We start from the raw sequence: 17605 nt of genomic DNA on the forward strand, positions 1-17605 counted from the left end.
GCGTCCGAAGCTGCTGGCGGATTTTGGTGTAGCAACTTGATTCTACGGCGCTTTCAGGCGCACGCAACCTGCCCCCATCGATTTGGATGAATAAACCGGGGTGAAGGAGCGCATGGACGCGATGTCGGCAATGGGCAAGGCCGTGAAACAGGTCGCCCCGATGATGAGCGGCGAGACGGGGTATGATGCTGATACCGTGCGGCACGCTGCGGAAACCATCGGCATGCACGCTGGCGATGCCATGACCCGTCTGTTCCCGGACGGCAGCGCAGGCATGCCATCGGTCGCGAAAGACGCCATATGGAACGATTGGGAGAGCTTTGCAGGCCTGGCCGAGGAGTTGCACAGATACGCCGAAGGCCTGGCTCTTGCCGCTGACAACGCACCCGCAAGTCAGTCGGACACCAAGTCGAATACAAGCGCCATGATGGGCGGCTCCGACATGATGGGAGCCAACTCGATGATGGGCAGTGGTGACATGATGGCCGATGACACGATGGGGCGCGAAGAACTGGCCGAGATGCCCGCCAACGCGGTTTTCGCGAAGGTCAGCGACACCTGTTCGTCCTGTCACACCCGCTTCCGCGCGAAGGTGAAATGACATGAGGCGGGTTCTTGCAGGTGTTGCCGTCCTTGCCCTTTCCGGCACGGCGGCAATCGCGGCGTTGGTGGTTTGGCCGATTGGCCGACCGCCCGCCGAGATCGAGTTGACCGGCGATGTCCAGCGCGGTGCCTATCTGGCGCGCGCGAGCGGTTGCATCGCCTGTCACACGAATTTCGAGGATGGCGGCGCTCCGCTGGCGGGCGGTGCCCCGCTCGAAACCCCGTTTGGCGTCTTCTACCCGCCGAACATAACCACCGATCCCGAGCACGGCATCGGAGACTGGAGCCTGTCTGACTTCGCGATGACTGTCAGGCAGGGCGTTTCGCCCGATGGCGAGCCCTTGTTTCCGGCATTCACCTATCCGTTCTATGCGGATTTTTCCGATCAGGACGTCGCCGATATGTGGGCAGCATTCCAGACCGTCGCACCGGTAACCAACCCCGCACCACCGCACGATGTCGGTTTCCCGTTCAACCAACGCTGGGGCCTGAAACTATGGCGTGCGCTTTTCATGCATGATCCGCAGAGCGTCGACTGGAACCGCGGCCGGCAACTCGTGCGCGGCGCCGCCCATTGCGGGGCCTGTCACACCGGTCGGAACCTCGCGGGCGGCCGGATGCCAGATGCCGTTTTTGCCGGCAACGACGACCTGCCCGGTGGAAACAAGGCACCATCAATCCTGTCCGACGATCTGGCAGATCGCGGATGGACCGTCGCCAATCTGTCATATGCTCTGCAAAGTGGTGTTACCCCGTCAGGAGACGTGTTCGGCGGCAGCATGGGTGAGGTTGTCCAGAACGGAACGCGGTTCCTCTCAAAGTCCGATTTGAAAGCGATGGCGATCTATCTTCTCGACAGCGATGTACCGGAAGGCAGGGCTTTGGCGGGGACGCCGAGTATCGGCAAAACCATCGATTGACACGGGCGGGGCGGCGTATCGCCCCGCACATTTCAAGGACACGGAAAAGATGACGACACGGCGAGAATTTCTTGAGCAGGGCGCGGCGACGATTGCGGCTCTGGCCGTTCCGGCCCTGGCGCGTGCTGCAACGCCACGCTTTGCCGAACTCAAGGCCCGGCCCGCGCGCGTCCAACTTGCACCCCCAACCTATCCCAAGACTGAAATCTGGGGCTATGACGGCGCGATGCCGGGACCCGAGTTGCGGATGGCTCAAGGCGCCCGCATCCAGAGATCGTTCCTGAACGAACTGCCGCAGGCAAGTTCGGTTCATTGGCACGGGATCCGCATCGACAACGCGATGGACGGGGTTCCCGGGCTGACGCAGCCAGCTGTCGAACCGGGACAGGGTTTCGACTATGATTTCGTGGTGCCGGACGCCGGCACCTACTGGTATCACGCGCACAACCGGTCAACCGAGCAGGTCGCGCGCGGACTCTATGGTGCGCTGATCGTGGAAGAGCCCGAGGCGCCGGATATCGACCGCGAGGAGGTATTGATCCTCGACGACTGGCTTCTCGATCCCGAAACGGCACAGATCGACCCCGACTTCACGTCACGCCATGATCGCAGCCATGCCGGGCGGCGCGGCAACTTCATCGCCACCAACGGGCGCTTTGATCTGTCGCTGGACGTGAAGCAGAACGAACGCCTGCGGCTGCGGCTGATCAATGCCGCCAACGCCCGGATATTCGTTCTTTCGATTTTCGGGATGGAAGGCTGGACCGTGGCCCTTGATGGCATGCCGCTGTCCGAGCCCAAGCCAGTAAGTGAGGTGCTGATCATTGGGCCGGGCCAGCGCGCCGATCTGATCGTGGACGTCACAGCGGCGTCGGGCGAGACAGCGCATCTTGTGCGCGTCGAGGATCAGGAGGGCGTCTCACAGGTGGCGTTTCCGGTATCGGGCCGCGCGGCGGCGGCGCGGCGCGGGTCGCCACATCCCCTGCCCCCGAACCCACGCATGGACATATCCGGCATGGAAAAAGCGGTAACGGCGCGGCTCAATATGCAGGGCGGGGCAATGGGCACACTCGATGCCGCCACCCTCGACGGCGAACGCAAGAGCTTTCGCCAGTTGGTCGAGGCAAACCAGTTCTGGTCCTTCAACGGGACGATCGGGATGACCGACACCCCGCTCGTGAGCGTGCCCGTGGGTGAGACGATCAAGCTGGAAATCTACAACGACACGTCCTTCCCCCATGCAATGCACCTGCACGGGATGCATTTCCGCGAGGTGACCAAGGACGCGGCCCTTGGTCCCTTCCGCGATACGCTGCTGATGTTCGGCGGCGAGACCCGGACCATTGCCTTTGTCGCCGACAACCCGGGAAAATGGCTGTTTCACTGTCATATGCTGAGCCATGCGGCTTCGGGCATGATGACGTGGCTCGAGGTGACATGATGCGGAAATACCTGATCCTGACCGTCATTCTGGTGTCCGGTGCGGCAGCAGGTGCCTGGCTCATGACGCAGGCCGGCACCCAAACCAGTGCTGCTCCGGAAGACTTCGATCTGGCGCAGGGCGAGGACCTCTACCAGGGCTACTGCGCCTCCTGCCACGGCGCGAATCTCGAGGGTCAGCCCGACTGGCATTCACCGGGCCCGGCTGGCGTGTTGCCCGCCCCACCGCATGACGAAACGGGTCATACATGGCACCATTCTGACAGCGTGCTCTTCGACTACACCAAGCTCGGCGGCAAGGCGGCCCTCGCCGCACAGGGCGTCGATTTTGAAAGCGGCATGCCCGGTTTCGGCGACCAACTGACCGACGATCAGATCTGGAATATCCTCGCCTATATCAAATCCACATGGCCGGATCGGCAACGGCAGATTCAGGCCGAACGCAGCGCCGCCGAAGCCCAGAGAGAAGGAAATTGACAATGCACCCGATGAAAACCACAGCCCTGGCGCTTGGTCTGGCTATCGCGCCGATTGCCGGCTTCGCGCAAGATCTGAGCGATGCTCGGATCAAGGAACTGGCGCTGGAAGCGATCCGGGAAAACCCGCAGATCATCATGGAAGCCGTGCAGTTGCTCGAACAGCAGCAGGCGGCTACGCAGGCAGACGCAGCTGCCGACGTTCTGAAGAACCAGCGCCAGTCGCTCGAACATGATCCGAACGCGCCGGTCCTCGGAAATCCCGACGGCGATGTCACGGTCGTGGAATTCTTCGACTACAACTGTCCCTACTGCAGACGGGCCATGTCCGAGGTTCAGGGGCTGCTCGATGCCGACCAGGATGTCCGGCTCGTCTATCGCGAATGGCCCATTCTCAGCGAAGGGTCTGTCTTCGCGGCCAAAGCCGCCCTGGCCGCGAGGGAACAGGACAAATACGAGGAGTTTCACTGGGCGCTGATGGGTATGGAAGAACGTGCCGAGGAAGCATCGGTCATGCGCCTGGCCGAGGAGATCGGGCTCGACGTCAAACGACTTCGTACCGATATGGACGAACCCGAAGTGCAGGAGCATATCGACGAGTCGATGCGCCTGTCCCAGGCGCTCGGCTTTAACGGAACACCGTCTTTCGTGATCGGAGACGACCTCGTGCCCGGCTTTGTCGAACAGGATCAACTGGAGGCTCTGGTCGACAAGACACGGGAAAGCGACTGATCTCGCTCGCCAGATCAGATGTTGGAATGGCGCCGGACCCGCCGGCGCCATTTTTCGTATCAGGTCGCTTTCGTATCAGGTCGCTGCCGGTGTTTTTGCATCATAGCCGGCATCGCGAATAGCTTCGGACACGGCCCGCTCGCTTAGAAAGCTCTCCACCTCGACAATATGCGCCCCAAGGTCACAGGAAACCCTGGCGGTTGGATCAATTGCCTTGATCGCCTTCTCGATTGCAGCGGTGCAGTGCCCGCAGCTCATGTCCGGTACGCTCAATCTGGTCATGCCTATCTCCTTCGAATTCCAGTTCAGGTGAGGTCTTCCACCGCAGGAAGGTCAAGGACGGAATGGAATATTTTTGAACCCTATTGACCTTCCATCAGGTGGAACCCCTATCTTTCGGACAAATCCAGACAGGAGTCCGCCATGCCAGATTCGCAAACCCTTCGGCTTTCCGTGCAGAACATGTCTTGCGCTTCATGTATCGGACGGGTCGAGCGGACCCTGTCCGCGCTGCCGGGCGTCGATGACGTCCATGTGAACCTCGCCAATGAGACCGCGCAGGCGCAGATCGATGCGCCCGAGCGGATCTCCGACGTCATGACAGCGCTGGATGAGGCGGGTTATCCGGCACGGACCCAGGATGTGCGTCTGAACGTGGCGTCGATGTCCTGCGCCTCCTGCGTGGGGCGCGTGGACAAGGCGCTGGCGGCGGTACCCGGTGTGCTGGAGGTCAACGTCAACCTCGCCTCGGAAACCGCGACCGTGACCTATGCCGAAGGGGCGGTGGAGCTTGCGGATTTGCTGAAGGCGGCCGAGGACGCAGGCTACCCTGCGGAGCCCGCAGAGGACACCGCCTCGGAGGATCGCAGCGCCCGCAAGGACAGCGAGGCCAAGGCGATGGCGCGAAAAACCGCGCTGGCCGCCGCCTTTGCCCTTCCCGTCTTCCTTCTGGAAATGGGCGCGCATGTCGTGCCGGGTGCGCATGACCTGATCGGGCGCACCATCGGCCATCAGACAAGCTGGATGATCCAGTTCGTGCTGACCACCATCGTGCTGGCCTGGCCGGGGCGTGCCTTCTACACCAGGGGCTTCCCGGCGCTCTTCAAGGGCGCGCCGGACATGAACAGCCTCGTCGCGGTCGGCACCTCGGCGGCCTATCTCTTTTCGCTGGTGGCCCTCTTCGCGCCCGCACTGCTGCCCGAAGGCTCGCGCGCCGTCTATTTCGAGGCGGCGGCGGTGATCGTGGTGCTGATCCTGCTGGGCCGCTGGATGGAGGCGCGCGCCAAGGGCCGCACCGGCGCCGCGATCCAGAAACTGCTGGGGCTTCAGGCGCGCACCGCGCGGGTTCTCGTTGACGGTGAGGCGCAGGACGTGGCGATCGAGAGGATCCGCGCGGGCGACATCCTCGTCGTGCGTCCCGGCGAGCGGATTGCAGTGGACGGAGAAGTGACCGACGGCAGCGCCCATGTCGATGAAAGCATGATTACCGGCGAGCCGGTGCCGGTGGCCAAGGGCACCGGCGATCCGGTCACGGGCGGCACGGTCAATGGCACCGGCGCCTTCCAGTTCCGCGCCACGCGCGTCGGCGCCGATACCACGCTGGCGCAGATCATCCGCATGGTCGAACAGGCGCAGGGCGCCAAGCTGCCGATCCAGGGCATGGTCGACCGGATCACGCTGTGGTTCGTGCCTGCGGTGATGGCCTTCGCGGCGCTGACGGTTCTGGTCTGGCTGGTCGTCGGCCCCTCGCCCGCGCTGTCCTATGCGCTGGTGGCCGGGGTGTCGGTGCTGATCATCGCCTGCCCCTGCGCGATGGGTCTGGCCACGCCGACCTCGATCATGGTCGGCACCGGACGGGCCGCCGAGATGGGCGTGCTGTTTCGGAAGGGAGACGCGCTGCAGCAATTGTCCGGCATCGGCGTCGTGGCCGTCGACAAGACCGGCACCGTCACCGAAGGCCGTCCGGAGCTGACCGACATGGTGCTGTCGGGCGGGTTCGTCCGGACCGAAGTTCTGGCACTGGTCGCTGCGGTCGAGGCGCAGTCGGAACATCCCATTGCCGATGCCATCGTCCGCGCGGCCCGGGCCGAAAACGTGGCGCGGCATGAGGTGGAGAGCTTCGAGTCGATTACCGGCCACGGCGTCCGCGCGCATGTCGCCGGGCGCGATGTCCTGGTCGGGGCCGGCCGGCTGATGACCCGCGAAGGGTTGGAACTTGGTGCCCTCGCCGAGGCGGAAACGCGCCTCGCCGAACAGGGGCGCACCGCGCTCTTTGCCGCCATCGACGGGCGGGTGGCCGCGGTGATCGCGGTGGCTGACCCGGTGAAGCCTTCCAGCGCGGCGGCCATCGGTGCGCTGCACGATCTGGGACTGAAGATCGCCATGATCACCGGCGACAAGCGCGAGACGGCGGAGGCGATTGCAAGGGAAACCGGTATCGACCAGGTGATCGCGGGCGTTCTGCCCGATGGCAAGGTCGCGGCGCTGGACGATCTGCGGAAAGGCGGGCGGCAGGTGGCCTTCGTCGGCGACGGCATCAACGACGCGCCGGCGCTTGCGCATGCGGATGTGGGCATCGCCATCGGCACCGGAACCGATGTGGCGATTGAGTCGGCCGATGTGGTGCTGATGTCGGGCGATCTGCGCGGCGTGGTGAATGCCTATCAGGTGTCCACCCGCACCATGCGCAATATCCGCCAGAACCTGTTCTGGGCCTTTGGCTATAACGTGGCGCTGATCCCGGTGGCGGCGGGTGTGCTCTATCCACTGTTCGGCCTGTTGCTGTCGCCGGTTCTGGCCGCGGGCGCGATGGCGCTGTCCTCGGTCTTCGTGCTGACCAACGCGCTCAGGCTCCGCCGTGTGTCCCCCGCAATGGACGAGACGAGGGCGGTCCGCCCGGCCGCCAACCTTTACCCCGCCCCTGCCGAATAAGGAGGATTTTGAGATGAACATCGGAGATGTCGCGGAACGCTCCGGCCTGCCGGCCAAGACAATCCGCTATTACGAGGATATCGGGCTGGTCAAGCCGCTGCGCAGCGCCAACGGCTATCGCAGCTTTCGCGACCGCGACGTGCACAAGCTGGCATTCCTCGGGCGCGCCCGCGCGCTCGGCTTCAGCATCGAGGATTGCCGCAATCTCCTGAAGCTCTACGAGGACGACGACCGCACCAGCTCCGAGGTCAAACAGATCGCCGAAGTGCAGCTTGATCGGATTGACCGGAAGATCGCGGAGTTGACGGAGATGCGCGCGACGCTTGCGCATCTCGTCGATGCCTGCGCCGGAGACCACCGGCCCGACTGCCCTATCCTGGCCGATCTTGCAGCGAAAGAGGAAGAAATCGCTCTGCTGAATGAAGCCGGTTAAGAGGGACAGTCGCGTATGACACTGGCTGCAGGGCTGGCCATCATTCTTTTCGGTGATCGCAATCGGTGCACAAGGCATCGCATTCCTTCAGGGCTAGATGATGGCTGGCTATTCACCGTGGGAATGCGCGGCCTGAGGCGCCAACCATCGCGACAAGTAAACGCGCTCGAAAGCGAAGACAGCGATCATTCCGACAGCCGCATACAGAACGATCATTGGATCACTTTGAAGCTTCATTACGGTGAAAGCTGCCAATACAATTGCATCGAGAGAGAGCGCAGACAAAAGCACGATACTGGAGGCGCCAACTTCGGTTCGACGATAGCGGAACACGCCCCAATGTATGATCATGTCCATGACGAGGTAAAAGAAGGCACCAAGGGATGCGATCCGTCCCAAATCAAAGAGCACGGCCAGCGTCGAGGCGATAACGACTGTATAGACCAGCATATGCCGCTGGACAGCCCCGGACATGCCAAAATGGCTGTGCGGGATCATTTTCATCTCCGTCAGCATGGTCAGCATCCGCGACACTGCGAAAACGCTGGCCAGCACGCCGGATGCTGTGGCCACGGCCGCCAACACGACCGTCAAGTAAAAGCCGACCTGCCCGAGTGCGGGCTCAGCCGCCTGGGCCAGCGAATAGTCGCGCGCGGCGATGATTTCGTCGATTGTCAGGCTCGCGCCCACGCCAAAGGCCACAAGCAGGTAAACCACCACGCAGATCGCGATGGCCAGCATGATAGTGCGGCCCACATTGCGGTGGGGATCGGTGATTTCGCCGCCGCTGTTGGTGATCGTGGTAAAGCCCTTGAAGGCAAGGATCGCCAGCGCAACGGACGCGATGAAGCCTGTCACTCCAAAGGTCTCGGCCGTTTCTGACGCGGCGGCGAACTGAAACCCGCTTGACCAGAGTGCTGCGATACCGAACAGCGCGATGCCCCCGATCTTGATCGCCGCCATGACTAGAGAGAATAGCCCGACGGAGCGGTTTCCTGCGATGTTGACCAAGAATGCGAACACGATCACGGCAACCGCCAGAACGGGCACAAGTGGCCCGCCCGTGATATCCAAAGGCCGCAAGACATAAGTGGCGAATGTCCGTGCGACGAGGCTTTCCGCGATCACCATGCTGAGCGCCATCAAGAGCGCCGCTCCCGCCGCGACCGCCCCCGATCCATAGCATTTCTGAAGGATCATCGCGATGCCCCCTGCCGAGGGCCAGGCGTTCGACATCTTGATGTAGCTGTAAGCGCTGAAGCTGGTCACGATGGCACCAGCGATGAACGCGAGTGGAAATAGTGGTCCAGCCAGCTGGGCGATTTGTCCGGTCAGGGCAAAGATGCCCGCACCGATCATCACGCCCGTGCCCATGGCAACAGCTCCGCCAAGGCTGATCGAGCCTTCACGGTAGCCGTCGTTCCCATCGTGGTTTTTATCGTGTTTCTGCATTTCGATCTGCCTTGGTTGCTTTTTAGGTCGTTACGCCTCTGCGCATGCCCACCCGATCGGTTTCAGGCCGCCAGAAGTCCCGACCCTGGGCGTCTGATGAAATCGCGACTACTCCCGTTGCGAGGGTGCGCCGTAGATCCGCCGGGAAGTTTGCGAACGCCATGTGACTACAACGGCGGCCCCTTGCAGAGCGATAACTGACGCCACAAGGGCAACGAACGGCCATCGCGCCCAGTTTGGCTCAGGCATTTGGCGGTGGAAATCAAGAAAATGAAAGAACAAGAAATAGGCCGTGTGCAGCACTGCCAGCCACCACAGAACATAAGCGCCCTGCTGGATGTATTTCCACACGGACGTGCCAAGTACCCTTTGGCTGAAATTATTCGACGTACCGGCAAGCACAAAGCCGTAGAGCAGTGCCGCGATCCCGACCACATTGGCCAGCGCAAACCCGTGCTGAAGCATCACGTAGCGTTGCAGTTGGGGGTGATACTCAAAACCGAACAGCCGTGCAAAATCAAGCTCGACCCAGCCGATCAGTATTATGATGGTATGCACCGTCGCCGCCAGAACCGCATAAATACCGAGCTCGCGTCGGTACGGCATAAGCTTCCGTAAAAAGGGCGTAGACGACAAGCGTGCGAGCGGCCCAATCGCCATTGCAGCAACGATGAGCAGCAGTGAAAGATCCCCCAGCGCTCGGTTGTAGCGGTGCATCTCCGACCACTCGGCACACGAAGCAAGCAGCAGGTATCCCGTCAGCACGGACGTTCCTATGATTAGTACGCGCCGCAGAAGGGCGGGTTTTTTCATCATGGTTTCAGATACCGTATGTTTGCAGTCTTCCAAAGATGTTTTAGGCACGCAAATAGCACATCAGATCGGCTTTCGCTTCCAATCAGCGTTCAACATTCTGCAGAGTGTTGACGTTTGGTATGAAAGCCGGAACCCGGCTGGCATACCTGTCCCAGCTTTCGCCAAAACGGGCGCGACTGTCCCCCTCCTCGCCGCGGGCAAGCCGTGCGTACATCCAGACCAGCACCGGGAACATCGCGAGCGTCAGGAGGGTCGGCCATTGCACGAGAAAGCCCAGCATGATCAGCACGAACCCCACATACTGGGGATGGCGAATGCGGGCATAGGGGCCTGTCGTCGCAAGCAACCCCTGACGCTGCGCGTTCCACAGATGGTACCATGCCACGGATATGAGCCAGAAGCCGCCGCCGATAAAGACGAAGCTCAGGAGGTGGAACGGCCCGAAATGCGGGTTCGATTGCCAGCCGAACATCATTTCGGGGAGATGTCCGCTGTCGTGGGCAAACCAGTCTACCTCCGGCCAGGTCGATTGCAGCCAGCCGGAAAGAAAGAAGATGGTCAACGGGAACCCATACATCTCGGTGAAGAGAGCTACGACAAAGGCGCTGAACGCTCCAAAACTGCGCCAGTCGCGTTTTGTCTGCGGCTTGAAGAAACTGAAGGCGAAAATGATGAACACCGCCGAATTGATAAATACTAGCAGCCAGAGTCCATAGGAAGCACCTGCATCGGTCATTACTGGTCGTCTCCCTTACCGTGCCCGCCGTGGCCTCCATGACCGCCGTGCATGAAGAAGTGCATTCCAACGCAAAGCAGCAATGGCAGCCAGATCAGCAATCCGCTGCTCAGGATGTGCACCCGGTGTTCGTAACCCAGGAGAAGGCCGCCAACTGCCAGCGCAACGATCAGATAGATGCCGGCGCGTGATCGCCAGAATGAGGGCGGGCGGGGGGCATGCTCCGATTGACTTTGATTAACATGTGATGGATCAGGTTGATGGGTCACGTTGTGGCTTCCTTTCTAGATCTTTGCGCCGCGAAGGCGCAGCGAATTGAGCACCACCGAGATCGACGAGGCGCTCATGGCGAAGGCGGCAAACATCGGGCTGATGAGGATGCCGAAGAACGGAAACAGCACCCCCGCCGCGACAGGCACGCCAGAGGCGTTGTAGATCAGCGCGAAGAACAGGTTCTGCCGGATATTACGCATGGTGGCCCGTGCGAGCCGCCGTGCGCGCACGATACCGTCGAGGTTGCCCTTGACCAGTGTGATGCCCGCGCTTTCGATGGCCACATCGGCCCCGGTGCCCATGGCAATGCCGACATCGGCCTGTGCCAAGGCCGGTGCGTCATTGACGCCATCGCCGGCCATCGCGACCTTGCGGCCCTGCTGCTGCAATTCCTTGATGATCCGTGCCTTGTCCTCCGGCAGCACATCGGCCCGGATCTCGTCTATGCCCAGACGCGCGCCGATGGCCTTGGCCGTGCGTTCGTTGTCTCCGGTTGCCATGATAACGCGGAACCCCAATTCATGCAGATCCTTGATGGCGGCGGGTGTGGTTTCCTTCACCGGGTCAGCGACCCCGACAAGACCGGCGATCTTGCCATCCAGCACCACGAACATTACTGTCTCGCCCTCGTCGCGACGGGCATTTGCCTTGGCGGTCAGGTCGCCCGCCTCAAGGCCAAGGTCCCGGATCATCGCCAGATTGCCGAGCGCGACCGCTTTGCCGTCGACGACCCCCTTGACGCCCTTGCCGGTGACCGCCTCGAAGTCGTCGGCATTAGCCATCTTCACATCGCGCTCTTCCGCGCCGCGCACGATGGCCTCGGCAAGCGGGTGTTCCGATCCGCGCTCCAGCGATGCGGCGAGACGCAGGACCTCGGCCTCGTCGTGACCGGGTTGCGGCAGGACGGCGACAAGCTGCGGCTTGCCCATCGTCAACGTGCCGGTCTTGTCGACGATCAGGGTATCGACCTTCTCGAACCGCTCCAGCGCCTCGGCGTTCTTGATAAGTACCCCGGCCTGGGCCCCCCGCCCCGTCGCCGTCATGATCGACATCGGCGTGGCGAGGCCGAGCGCACAGGGACAGGCGATGATCAACACGGCGACAGCCGAGATCAATGCGTAGGACAGCGCAGGCGCGGGCCCCCAGATCGCCCATGCGATGAAGGACAGGAGCGCGATACCGATCACGGCCGGAACGAAATATCCCGCCACTTTGTCGGCATACTTCTGGATCGGTGCGCGCGACCGTTGCGCGTTGGAGACCATCTCGACGATCTGCGCCAGCATCGTGTCGGATCCGACCCGCGTCGCCTCCATCACGAGGCTGCCGGTGCCGTTGATGGTGGCACCGGTCAACGGGTCGCCCTCGGTCTTCTCGACTGGCACGGGTTCTCCGGAGATCATGCTTTCGTCGACTGAGGACCGGCCTTCCAGAACCACGCCATCTACCGGCACCTTGTCTCCGGGACGCACGCGCAGCCGGTCGCCGACCTGCACATCCTCCAGCGGAATCTCCTCTTCGGATCCGTCGTCCCGGATGACCCGCGCGGTCTTTGCCGCCATGTCGAGAAGCGCGCGGATCGCCTTGCCAGTGCCTTCACGGGCGCGCAATTCCATCACCTGGCCAAGCAGCACAAGCGTCACGATCACCGCCGCCGCCTCGAAATAGACGCCGACATGACCTTCGGCGTCGCGAAATCCGTCCGGGAATATGCCGGGTGCCAGAACGGCGACGACGCTGAAGAGCCAGGCCGCGATTACCCCCATACCGATCAGGGAGAACATGTTGAGATTCATCGTCCGGAACGAATTCCAGCCCCGAACCAGAAACGGCCAGCCGCACCAAAGAACAACCGGGGTTCCGAGAACCAACTCGATCCAGAGGGTTGCGCGCTCGCCGAAAATCTCTCGCACTTCCGGGAAGCCGAGATAGGGACCCATGGTGAGGATCAGAAGCGGAATGGTCAGTACCGTGCCAACCCAGAAACGCCGGGTGAAATCCACCAGTTCGGGGTTCGGGCCGCCGTCCATCGGGACCCCGGACTCAAGCTCCAGCCCCATTCCGCAGATCGGGCAGGAGCCGTGCTCGACCTGGCGAACCTGCGGGTGCATCGGACAGGTGTAGACGGCGCCGTCATAGCCCTCCGGGACGGTATCGTATCTGCCGTCCGCCGGGGCGGCACCAGCGTTATGGTCATGACCGTGGTGATCATGCCCGGCATGGCTGTCGAGCTCCGCCTCGGGCACAAGATGCATCCCGCATTTCGGGCAATCGCCCGGACCGTTCTGCCGTACCTCAGGGTGCATCGGGCAGGCGTAAATGTTGGATTCGGTTTCATGTGAAGCATGGCTTACTTGGTCGTTCATTCGGTTGTCCTCTCGGCGGGATTCGGGTCCAGCCTAATTGTTCCGGCAACTGGAAGGTCAAGGGCTGTCACCACAGAAAGGATCGCTTCGGCCAATAAACCGGCAATTCCGATCGCATTCGTTGGATGGGGTATGGTGTCGGTGGTGATGATCCTTGCCGCACCAGCCGACAGAATGGCGTCCTGAGCGCCGTGCGCAAAGACCGCATGGATAGCCAGGCAGACAGGCGCGGCGGTTCCGGCCGCAAGCAACCTTTCGACGGCACGAGCCATCGTGGACCCCGAAGACGCGATGTCGTCGAGGATCATCGGTGTGCCTTCGCGCAGCGCCGCGCTTTCGGGCACACTGACATCGACACTGCGGTCACCGGATCTCACCTTGCGCAAGACCTCATAGGGCCGTCCGGCCAGCCGGGCCACCTCAGCCACCCATTGTTGGCTTTCGCTGTCAGGGCCCAGAAGAACGGCGTCTGGCAGGTTCGTGCTGATCCAGGTCGCAAGCAGCGGGGCGGATACGGCGCGAATGGCAGGCATCGGGAAGACATTTTGCAGCCGCGCGATGCGGTGCAGATGCGGATCCACGGTCACCAGCCAGTCGAAACTTTCCCCCAGGAATTGCGCGAACAGCGGTGCGCTTACCGCCTGCCCGCGCTCGAAGCGATGGTCCTGCCGCATGTAGCCAAGATAAGGCGCGATCAATCCGACGCGACGCGCGCCCATCTCGCGCGCCGTCGCCGCGGCGAAGCGCAAGGGCAGGGCAAGGCGATCGGGATCGCGCAAAGTCGCCAGAAATGCCACATCGGCCCCGTCCAGATCGCCGGGCAGCGAAATCAGGCTTTCGCCATCTGGGAAGTGGTGCCAGTCGAGAGCGAGCAGGTCCGCCCCAAGCGCGGGTGCCAGGTCTTCGGCAAGCGGCCTCATCTCGGGAAACGCGACAAGGATCATGACACTGCCTCGGACAGCGTCAGCACCCCGGTCTGGGACTCCGCGTAAGCCAGGGCATAGGCCAGTTCGCCTGGTGTCTCGGCATGAAGCTCATAAAGCGGCTGGCCCTTGTCCACCCAATCCCCGATCCGCACCAGAAGGCGGATGCCGGCGCTCTTCTGACGCGGGGCCCCGGCCAGCTTGGCGATGCGTGCGATGCGTCGGTTGTCGATGGCGGTCAACTGGCCCGCATGAGGGGCGCGTATTTCGATCTGCTGCGCTGCGGTTCCGGGTTTGCGGAAACCGCCCTGTGCCGCGCAAATTGCCATGAACTTTGCCTCCGCTGCACCACTATCGAGAAGCGCCTGCGCGCGGTCCCGCCCCCGCCCAGCAACGGCGTGCGGTGCGAGGTCCAGAAGATGTCCGGCCAGATCCAGCGCCCGCGCACGCAGGTCGCCAGGTGCATCCGGCGCGCGCCGCAAAACCGCGAGCACGTCGTGCGCCTCCAGCGCCGGGCCCATGCCACGTCCCACCGGGGCCACGCCATCGCTGATATGTAGCGCCAGGTTCAGACCCAACGCCTTGCCCACCGAAGACAGCCGTATCCCGAGTGCCTCCGCCGCTCCGGCAGACCGCACTTTGGCCGTTGGTCCGACCGGCATGTCGATCAGAACATGGGTGGCACCGGCGGCCGCCTTTTTCGACAGTACGCTCGCTACGAGTTGACCGGTGGAGTCGAAATCGAGGGGGCGTTCGACACGGATAAAATGATCGTCGGCAGGACTGAGGGCGAGCCCGCCACCCCAGACGAGGCAACCGCCCTCGGCTTCGACCACCCGGCGCAGCGCGGCGGCGTCAAGCGCGACGGGCGCCATCACCTCCATGGTGTCGGCGGTTCCGGCAGGCGATGTGATCGCACGGCTCGACGTCTTGGGGATCAGATGCCCCGCCGCCGCGACGATCGCGACGACGATGGGTGTCGTCCGGTTGCCCGGCAATCCGCCGACGCAATGCTTATCGAGGACAGTGTGCTGCCCCCAGTCGAGCGTCTGCCCTGCTTCCTTCATGGCGCGGGTCAGCGCCACGGTTTCGGCCTCGTTCAGCCTGTCGCCGGCGCAGGCGGTCACGAAGGCGGCAAGGTCGAGATCCGATAACCGGCTGTCGAGCGTGTCGCGCACGATCGTCGCGAACCCGGCCCGGTCCAGCCTCTCGCCATAGGCTTTCGCCCGGATCATAGACGCCGAAGCGGGCGGTTCAGGGTGCGAGAAAGCGGCTTCGTCTCCAATCTCAGCGCCAAGCGCGGCCCAGGCGGAAACGGACAATGCCGCCTGGTCCACGGCAAGCCATGCTCCGCGGCGGACGACATTCAGGGTCGCGATGATCCAGCGGTCCTTCAGGTCGATTCGTATGCGTGTCTGGGCAGCAAACCCCTCGGAACGGCAGACGTGACAGTCTTCATGCATGTAGACGACCGGCTGCCGGTAGGTGTCGATGCGGGAAGAGACCAGGGCAAGCGTTTCGGTCATCGCGGCCTGTCCAGGTAGACGGATTCGAGATGTTCGGGCACGCGCACGGATCGCCCTAGCTCGTGTTCGACGCGGAATCGCAGGGTGTCGGCGGTGACAGGTTCCCCATGGGTGAGATAGGTCATCTCGGGGGCGGGACCGGCGGACATCCAGCGCAGGATCTCATCGGCATCGGCATGTCCGGAAAAGGACTGGAGCTGAACCACTTCGGCCTCGATCGGGAACTCCCGTCCGAACATACGCAATGTCCGCGCGCCCCCGGCCAGCGCCGCGCCACGCGTGCCGCCGGCCTGGAAACCGGAGAGCAAGATCGCGTTCCGCCGATCGCCGCCGAAGCTGGCCAGATGGTGCAGGATACGCCCGCCGGTCAGCATTCCGCTGGCGGAGACGATGATCATCGGGCCCTGGCGCGTGTTCAGCTCCTTGGATTGCTCGACCGTGTTTACCCTCTTGGCGATCTCGAACATCGCAATGCAGTCTTCGCGGCTGACGTGGTGCTCGGCGTGATGACGGTGATAGATCTCGGTCGCATTCACCGCCATCGGGCTGTTGAGGAACACCGGGACATAGGGAATATCGCCGCGCTCCATCAATCGCGCAATGTGCAGCATCAGCCCCTGCGCCCGTCCGACGGCAAAGGACGGGATCAGCACCGTGCCGCCGCGGGCAAAGGTGCGTTTGAGGATCGGGGCCAGTTCGGCTTCTGGGTCCACGTCGGGATGGGACCGGTTGCCATAGGTGGACTCGCAGACCAGAACATCTGCTCCGCCGAATGGCTGGGGCGGTCGCATCAGCGGATCGGGATCATGGCCCAGATCGCCGCTGAAATGGACAACCCTGCCGCCGACCTCAAGCCGGATCTGCGCCGCCCCGAGCAGATGCCCCGCCGGAATGAAACGGGCCGCGATGCCGTCGCCTAAATCTATTCGCCGGTCGAACGGTTGAAGATCAAAGCGGTCCAGCGCGGCCTTTGCATCCTTGAGCGTATAGAGCGGTTTTGGCTTCTTGTGTTTGGAATATCCCCTCCGCGCGGCAAAGCGCGCCTCTTCTTCCTGGATATGGCCGCTGTCGGGCAGAATAAGCCCGCACAGATCTGCCGTTGCTTCTGTGCAAAGAACCCGCCCGCGAAACCCCGCCCGGATCAGTGTCGGCAGATATCCCGAATGGTCCAGATGAGCATGGGTGAGCAGCACAGTGTCGATGGTGTTGACACGCACAGGGAAAGGTTTGCGATTGCGCGCCCGCAACTGCTTGAAGCCCTGGAACAGCCCGCAATCGACCAGAATGCGCCGCCCCAGGGCCTCGACCAGATAGCGCGATCCCGTCACCGTCCCGGCGGCGCCAAGAAAGCGCAGTTTCGGACGTGCGGTCGGGATCATGTCGCTGTTCCCCTTGCCGCGATGGCGTTGTAAAGGCCGCCGAAGATCAGCGCGGCGTACCAACCGTAGAGAAAGCTCTCGACCAGCCCGATGATGAAGCCCACCGGGGTCAGCCAGACGAAACCGGGCAGCAGACCGGACCAGGTTTCATACATTGCATAGGCGGGAAAGATCAGATCGAATGCGATGCACACAAGGTAGGTCAGCGCCAGGAACAGGCTCAGCGCCCAACCAAGCGGCACAACCGGCAGACGCACGCGCCCTGCCCCGGCAGGCCCGCCCATGACGCAGGCCCCGCACGTCATGCGCAGGGCCAGGAAAAGGATCACCGCGACTGCGGTGAAATAGAAAATGGGCATCATGGCTTTCTCCCTTCTTGTCGTGGATTCGGACGGAGCGCGAACACATCCGCTGGACGGCGCCGGTTCAGGATGGGCGCACCAAGCGCCAGACGCCCATCCTGCGGTGGCTTTGCCTCGGCCCTAGCCGCAGCAGCAGCCGGATTTGGCCGGTTTTGCCTTTGCGGGTTCCGCGACCTGCGGTTCGACATTTGCTTTCGGCTGCGCATCGGTCTTGCCACCGCAACATCCGCCCTGTTT

At 62.8% G+C, this 17605-nt stretch carries 17 protein-coding genes; 7 read left to right on the plus strand and 10 right to left on the minus strand.

What is annotated here, in order from left to right:
* Positions 1–112 precede the first annotated feature (112 nt).
* The 5 genes from PAE61_RS00515 to PAE61_RS00535 are packed head-to-tail and all read left to right on the plus strand — an operon-like array spanning position 113 to position 4171.
* The gene (locus PAE61_RS00515; RefSeq protein WP_271112129.1) at positions 113–601 is read left to right on the plus strand and encodes a c-type cytochrome; all 489 of its coding nucleotides are present in this window, start codon (positions 113–115) and stop codon (positions 599–601) included.
* 1 nt (position 602) lies between these two features.
* A complete protein-coding gene (locus PAE61_RS00520) occupies positions 603–1523 on the plus strand; it encodes a c-type cytochrome (RefSeq protein ID WP_271112130.1) in 921 nt (306 codons plus the stop codon).
* A 49-nt stretch (positions 1524–1572) separates the two neighbouring features.
* Entirely contained in the window at positions 1573–2964 is a 1392-nt protein-coding gene (locus PAE61_RS00525; RefSeq protein WP_018065819.1) for a multicopper oxidase family protein, read from the plus strand.
* Positions 2961–3440, plus strand: coding sequence for a c-type cytochrome (locus PAE61_RS00530; RefSeq protein ID WP_018065820.1), 480 nt, complete (start codon positions 2961–2963; stop codon positions 3438–3440). Before PAE61_RS00525 ends, PAE61_RS00530 begins: the two co-directional genes overlap by 4 nt.
* A gap of 2 nt (positions 3441–3442) precedes the next feature.
* Positions 3443–4171, plus strand: coding sequence for a DsbA family protein (locus PAE61_RS00535; protein WP_018065821.1), 729 nt, complete (start codon positions 3443–3445; stop codon positions 4169–4171).
* A 75-nt stretch (positions 4172–4246) separates the two neighbouring features.
* Here the strand turns inward: PAE61_RS00535 and PAE61_RS00540 are convergent, their stop codons facing one another.
* Entirely contained in the window at positions 4247–4453 is a 207-nt protein-coding gene (locus PAE61_RS00540; protein ID WP_018065822.1) for a heavy-metal-associated domain-containing protein, read from the minus strand.
* A gap of 141 nt (positions 4454–4594) precedes the next feature.
* Between PAE61_RS00540 and PAE61_RS00545 the strand changes: the two genes are divergently transcribed.
* Complete coding sequence (locus PAE61_RS00545; RefSeq protein WP_271112061.1) at positions 4595–7102, plus strand: heavy metal translocating P-type ATPase; 2508 nt, start codon at positions 4595–4597, stop codon at positions 7100–7102.
* Between the two features lie 13 nt (positions 7103–7115).
* Positions 7116–7535, plus strand: a complete 420-nt coding sequence (cueR, locus tag PAE61_RS00550) for a Cu(I)-responsive transcriptional regulator (protein WP_018065824.1) — start codon at positions 7116–7118, stop codon at positions 7533–7535.
* Positions 7536–7643: 108 nt separating this feature from the next.
* Here cueR and PAE61_RS00555 read toward each other — a convergent pair whose 3' ends face one another.
* The 9 genes from PAE61_RS00555 to PAE61_RS00595 all read right to left on the minus strand — a co-directional run bounded on the left by PAE61_RS00555 (position 7644) and on the right by PAE61_RS00595 (position 17368).
* Positions 7644–8987 (minus strand): APC family permease, encoded by a 1344-nt coding sequence (locus PAE61_RS00555; protein ID WP_271112062.1) that lies wholly within the window; start codon positions 8985–8987, stop codon positions 7644–7646.
* A gap of 108 nt (positions 8988–9095) precedes the next feature.
* Complete coding sequence (locus PAE61_RS00560) at positions 9096–9800, minus strand: ferric reductase-like transmembrane domain-containing protein (protein ID WP_155122304.1); 705 nt, start codon at positions 9798–9800, stop codon at positions 9096–9098.
* 85 nt (positions 9801–9885) lie between these two features.
* Complete coding sequence (locus tag PAE61_RS00565; RefSeq protein ID WP_018065789.1) at positions 9886–10539, minus strand: methyltransferase family protein; 654 nt, start codon at positions 10537–10539, stop codon at positions 9886–9888.
* Positions 10539–10808: a DUF2933 domain-containing protein gene (locus tag PAE61_RS00570; RefSeq protein WP_079921059.1), complete on the minus strand. Its 270-nt coding sequence runs from the start codon at positions 10806–10808 to the stop codon at positions 10539–10541. The genes PAE61_RS00565 and PAE61_RS00570 overlap by 1 nt, the downstream gene beginning before the upstream one ends.
* Positions 10809–10823: 15 nt before the next feature.
* Positions 10824–13178, minus strand: coding sequence for a copper-transporting P-type ATPase (locus PAE61_RS00575; protein ID WP_271112063.1), 2355 nt, complete (start codon positions 13176–13178; stop codon positions 10824–10826).
* Entirely contained in the window at positions 13175–14122 is a 948-nt protein-coding gene (locus PAE61_RS00580) for a ribose-phosphate diphosphokinase (RefSeq protein ID WP_237273915.1), read from the minus strand. The genes PAE61_RS00575 and PAE61_RS00580 overlap by 4 nt, the downstream gene beginning before the upstream one ends.
* Complete coding sequence (locus tag PAE61_RS00585) at positions 14119–15627, minus strand: thymidine phosphorylase family protein (RefSeq protein ID WP_008282885.1); 1509 nt, start codon at positions 15625–15627, stop codon at positions 14119–14121. Before PAE61_RS00585 ends, PAE61_RS00580 begins: the two co-directional genes overlap by 4 nt.
* Complete coding sequence (locus PAE61_RS00590; RefSeq protein ID WP_008282886.1) at positions 15624–17006, minus strand: MBL fold metallo-hydrolase RNA specificity domain-containing protein; 1383 nt, start codon at positions 17004–17006, stop codon at positions 15624–15626. Before PAE61_RS00590 ends, PAE61_RS00585 begins: the two co-directional genes overlap by 4 nt.
* Entirely contained in the window at positions 17003–17368 is a 366-nt protein-coding gene (locus PAE61_RS00595; protein ID WP_008282887.1) for a DUF5676 family membrane protein, read from the minus strand. The genes PAE61_RS00590 and PAE61_RS00595 overlap by 4 nt, the downstream gene beginning before the upstream one ends.
* Positions 17369–17605 lie beyond the last annotated feature (237 nt).

The sequence above is a fragment of the Paracoccus aerodenitrificans genome (assembly GCF_027913215.1).
GTDB classification, from domain to species: Bacteria; Pseudomonadota; Alphaproteobacteria; order Rhodobacterales; family Rhodobacteraceae; genus Paracoccus; species Paracoccus aerodenitrificans.

Bases quoted from the DNA above. Each gene is read 5' to 3' on its own strand.
- PAE61_RS00515 (WP_271112129.1), top strand. From the start codon at position 113: ATGGACGCGATGTCGGCAATGGGCAAGGCCGTGAAACAGGTCGCCCCG.
- PAE61_RS00520 (WP_271112130.1), top strand. From the start codon at position 603: ATGAGGCGGGTTCTTGCAGGTGTTGCCGTCCTTGCCCTTTCCGGCACG.
- PAE61_RS00525 (WP_018065819.1), top strand. From the start codon at position 1,573: ATGACGACACGGCGAGAATTTCTTGAGCAGGGCGCGGCGACGATTGCG.
- PAE61_RS00530 (WP_018065820.1), top strand. From the start codon at position 2,961: ATGATGCGGAAATACCTGATCCTGACCGTCATTCTGGTGTCCGGTGCG.
- PAE61_RS00535 (WP_018065821.1), top strand. From the start codon at position 3,443: ATGCACCCGATGAAAACCACAGCCCTGGCGCTTGGTCTGGCTATCGCG.
- PAE61_RS00540 (WP_018065822.1), bottom strand. From the start codon at position 4,453: ATGACCAGATTGAGCGTACCGGACATGAGCTGCGGGCACTGCACCGCT.
- PAE61_RS00545 (WP_271112061.1), top strand. From the start codon at position 4,595: ATGCCAGATTCGCAAACCCTTCGGCTTTCCGTGCAGAACATGTCTTGC.
- cueR (WP_018065824.1), top strand. From the start codon at position 7,116: ATGAACATCGGAGATGTCGCGGAACGCTCCGGCCTGCCGGCCAAGACA.
- PAE61_RS00555 (WP_271112062.1), bottom strand. From the start codon at position 8,987: ATGCAGAAACACGATAAAAACCACGATGGGAACGACGGCTACCGTGAA.
- PAE61_RS00560 (WP_155122304.1), bottom strand. From the start codon at position 9,800: ATGAAAAAACCCGCCCTTCTGCGGCGCGTACTAATCATAGGAACGTCC.
- PAE61_RS00565 (WP_018065789.1), bottom strand. From the start codon at position 10,539: ATGACCGATGCAGGTGCTTCCTATGGACTCTGGCTGCTAGTATTTATC.
- PAE61_RS00575 (WP_271112063.1), bottom strand. From the start codon at position 13,178: ATGAACGACCAAGTAAGCCATGCTTCACATGAAACCGAATCCAACATT.
- PAE61_RS00580 (WP_237273915.1), bottom strand. From the start codon at position 14,122: ATGATCCTTGTCGCGTTTCCCGAGATGAGGCCGCTTGCCGAAGACCTG.
- PAE61_RS00585 (WP_008282885.1), bottom strand. From the start codon at position 15,627: ATGACCGAAACGCTTGCCCTGGTCTCTTCCCGCATCGACACCTACCGG.
- PAE61_RS00590 (WP_008282886.1), bottom strand. From the start codon at position 17,006: ATGATCCCGACCGCACGTCCGAAACTGCGCTTTCTTGGCGCCGCCGGG.
- PAE61_RS00595 (WP_008282887.1), bottom strand. From the start codon at position 17,368: ATGATGCCCATTTTCTATTTCACCGCAGTCGCGGTGATCCTTTTCCTG.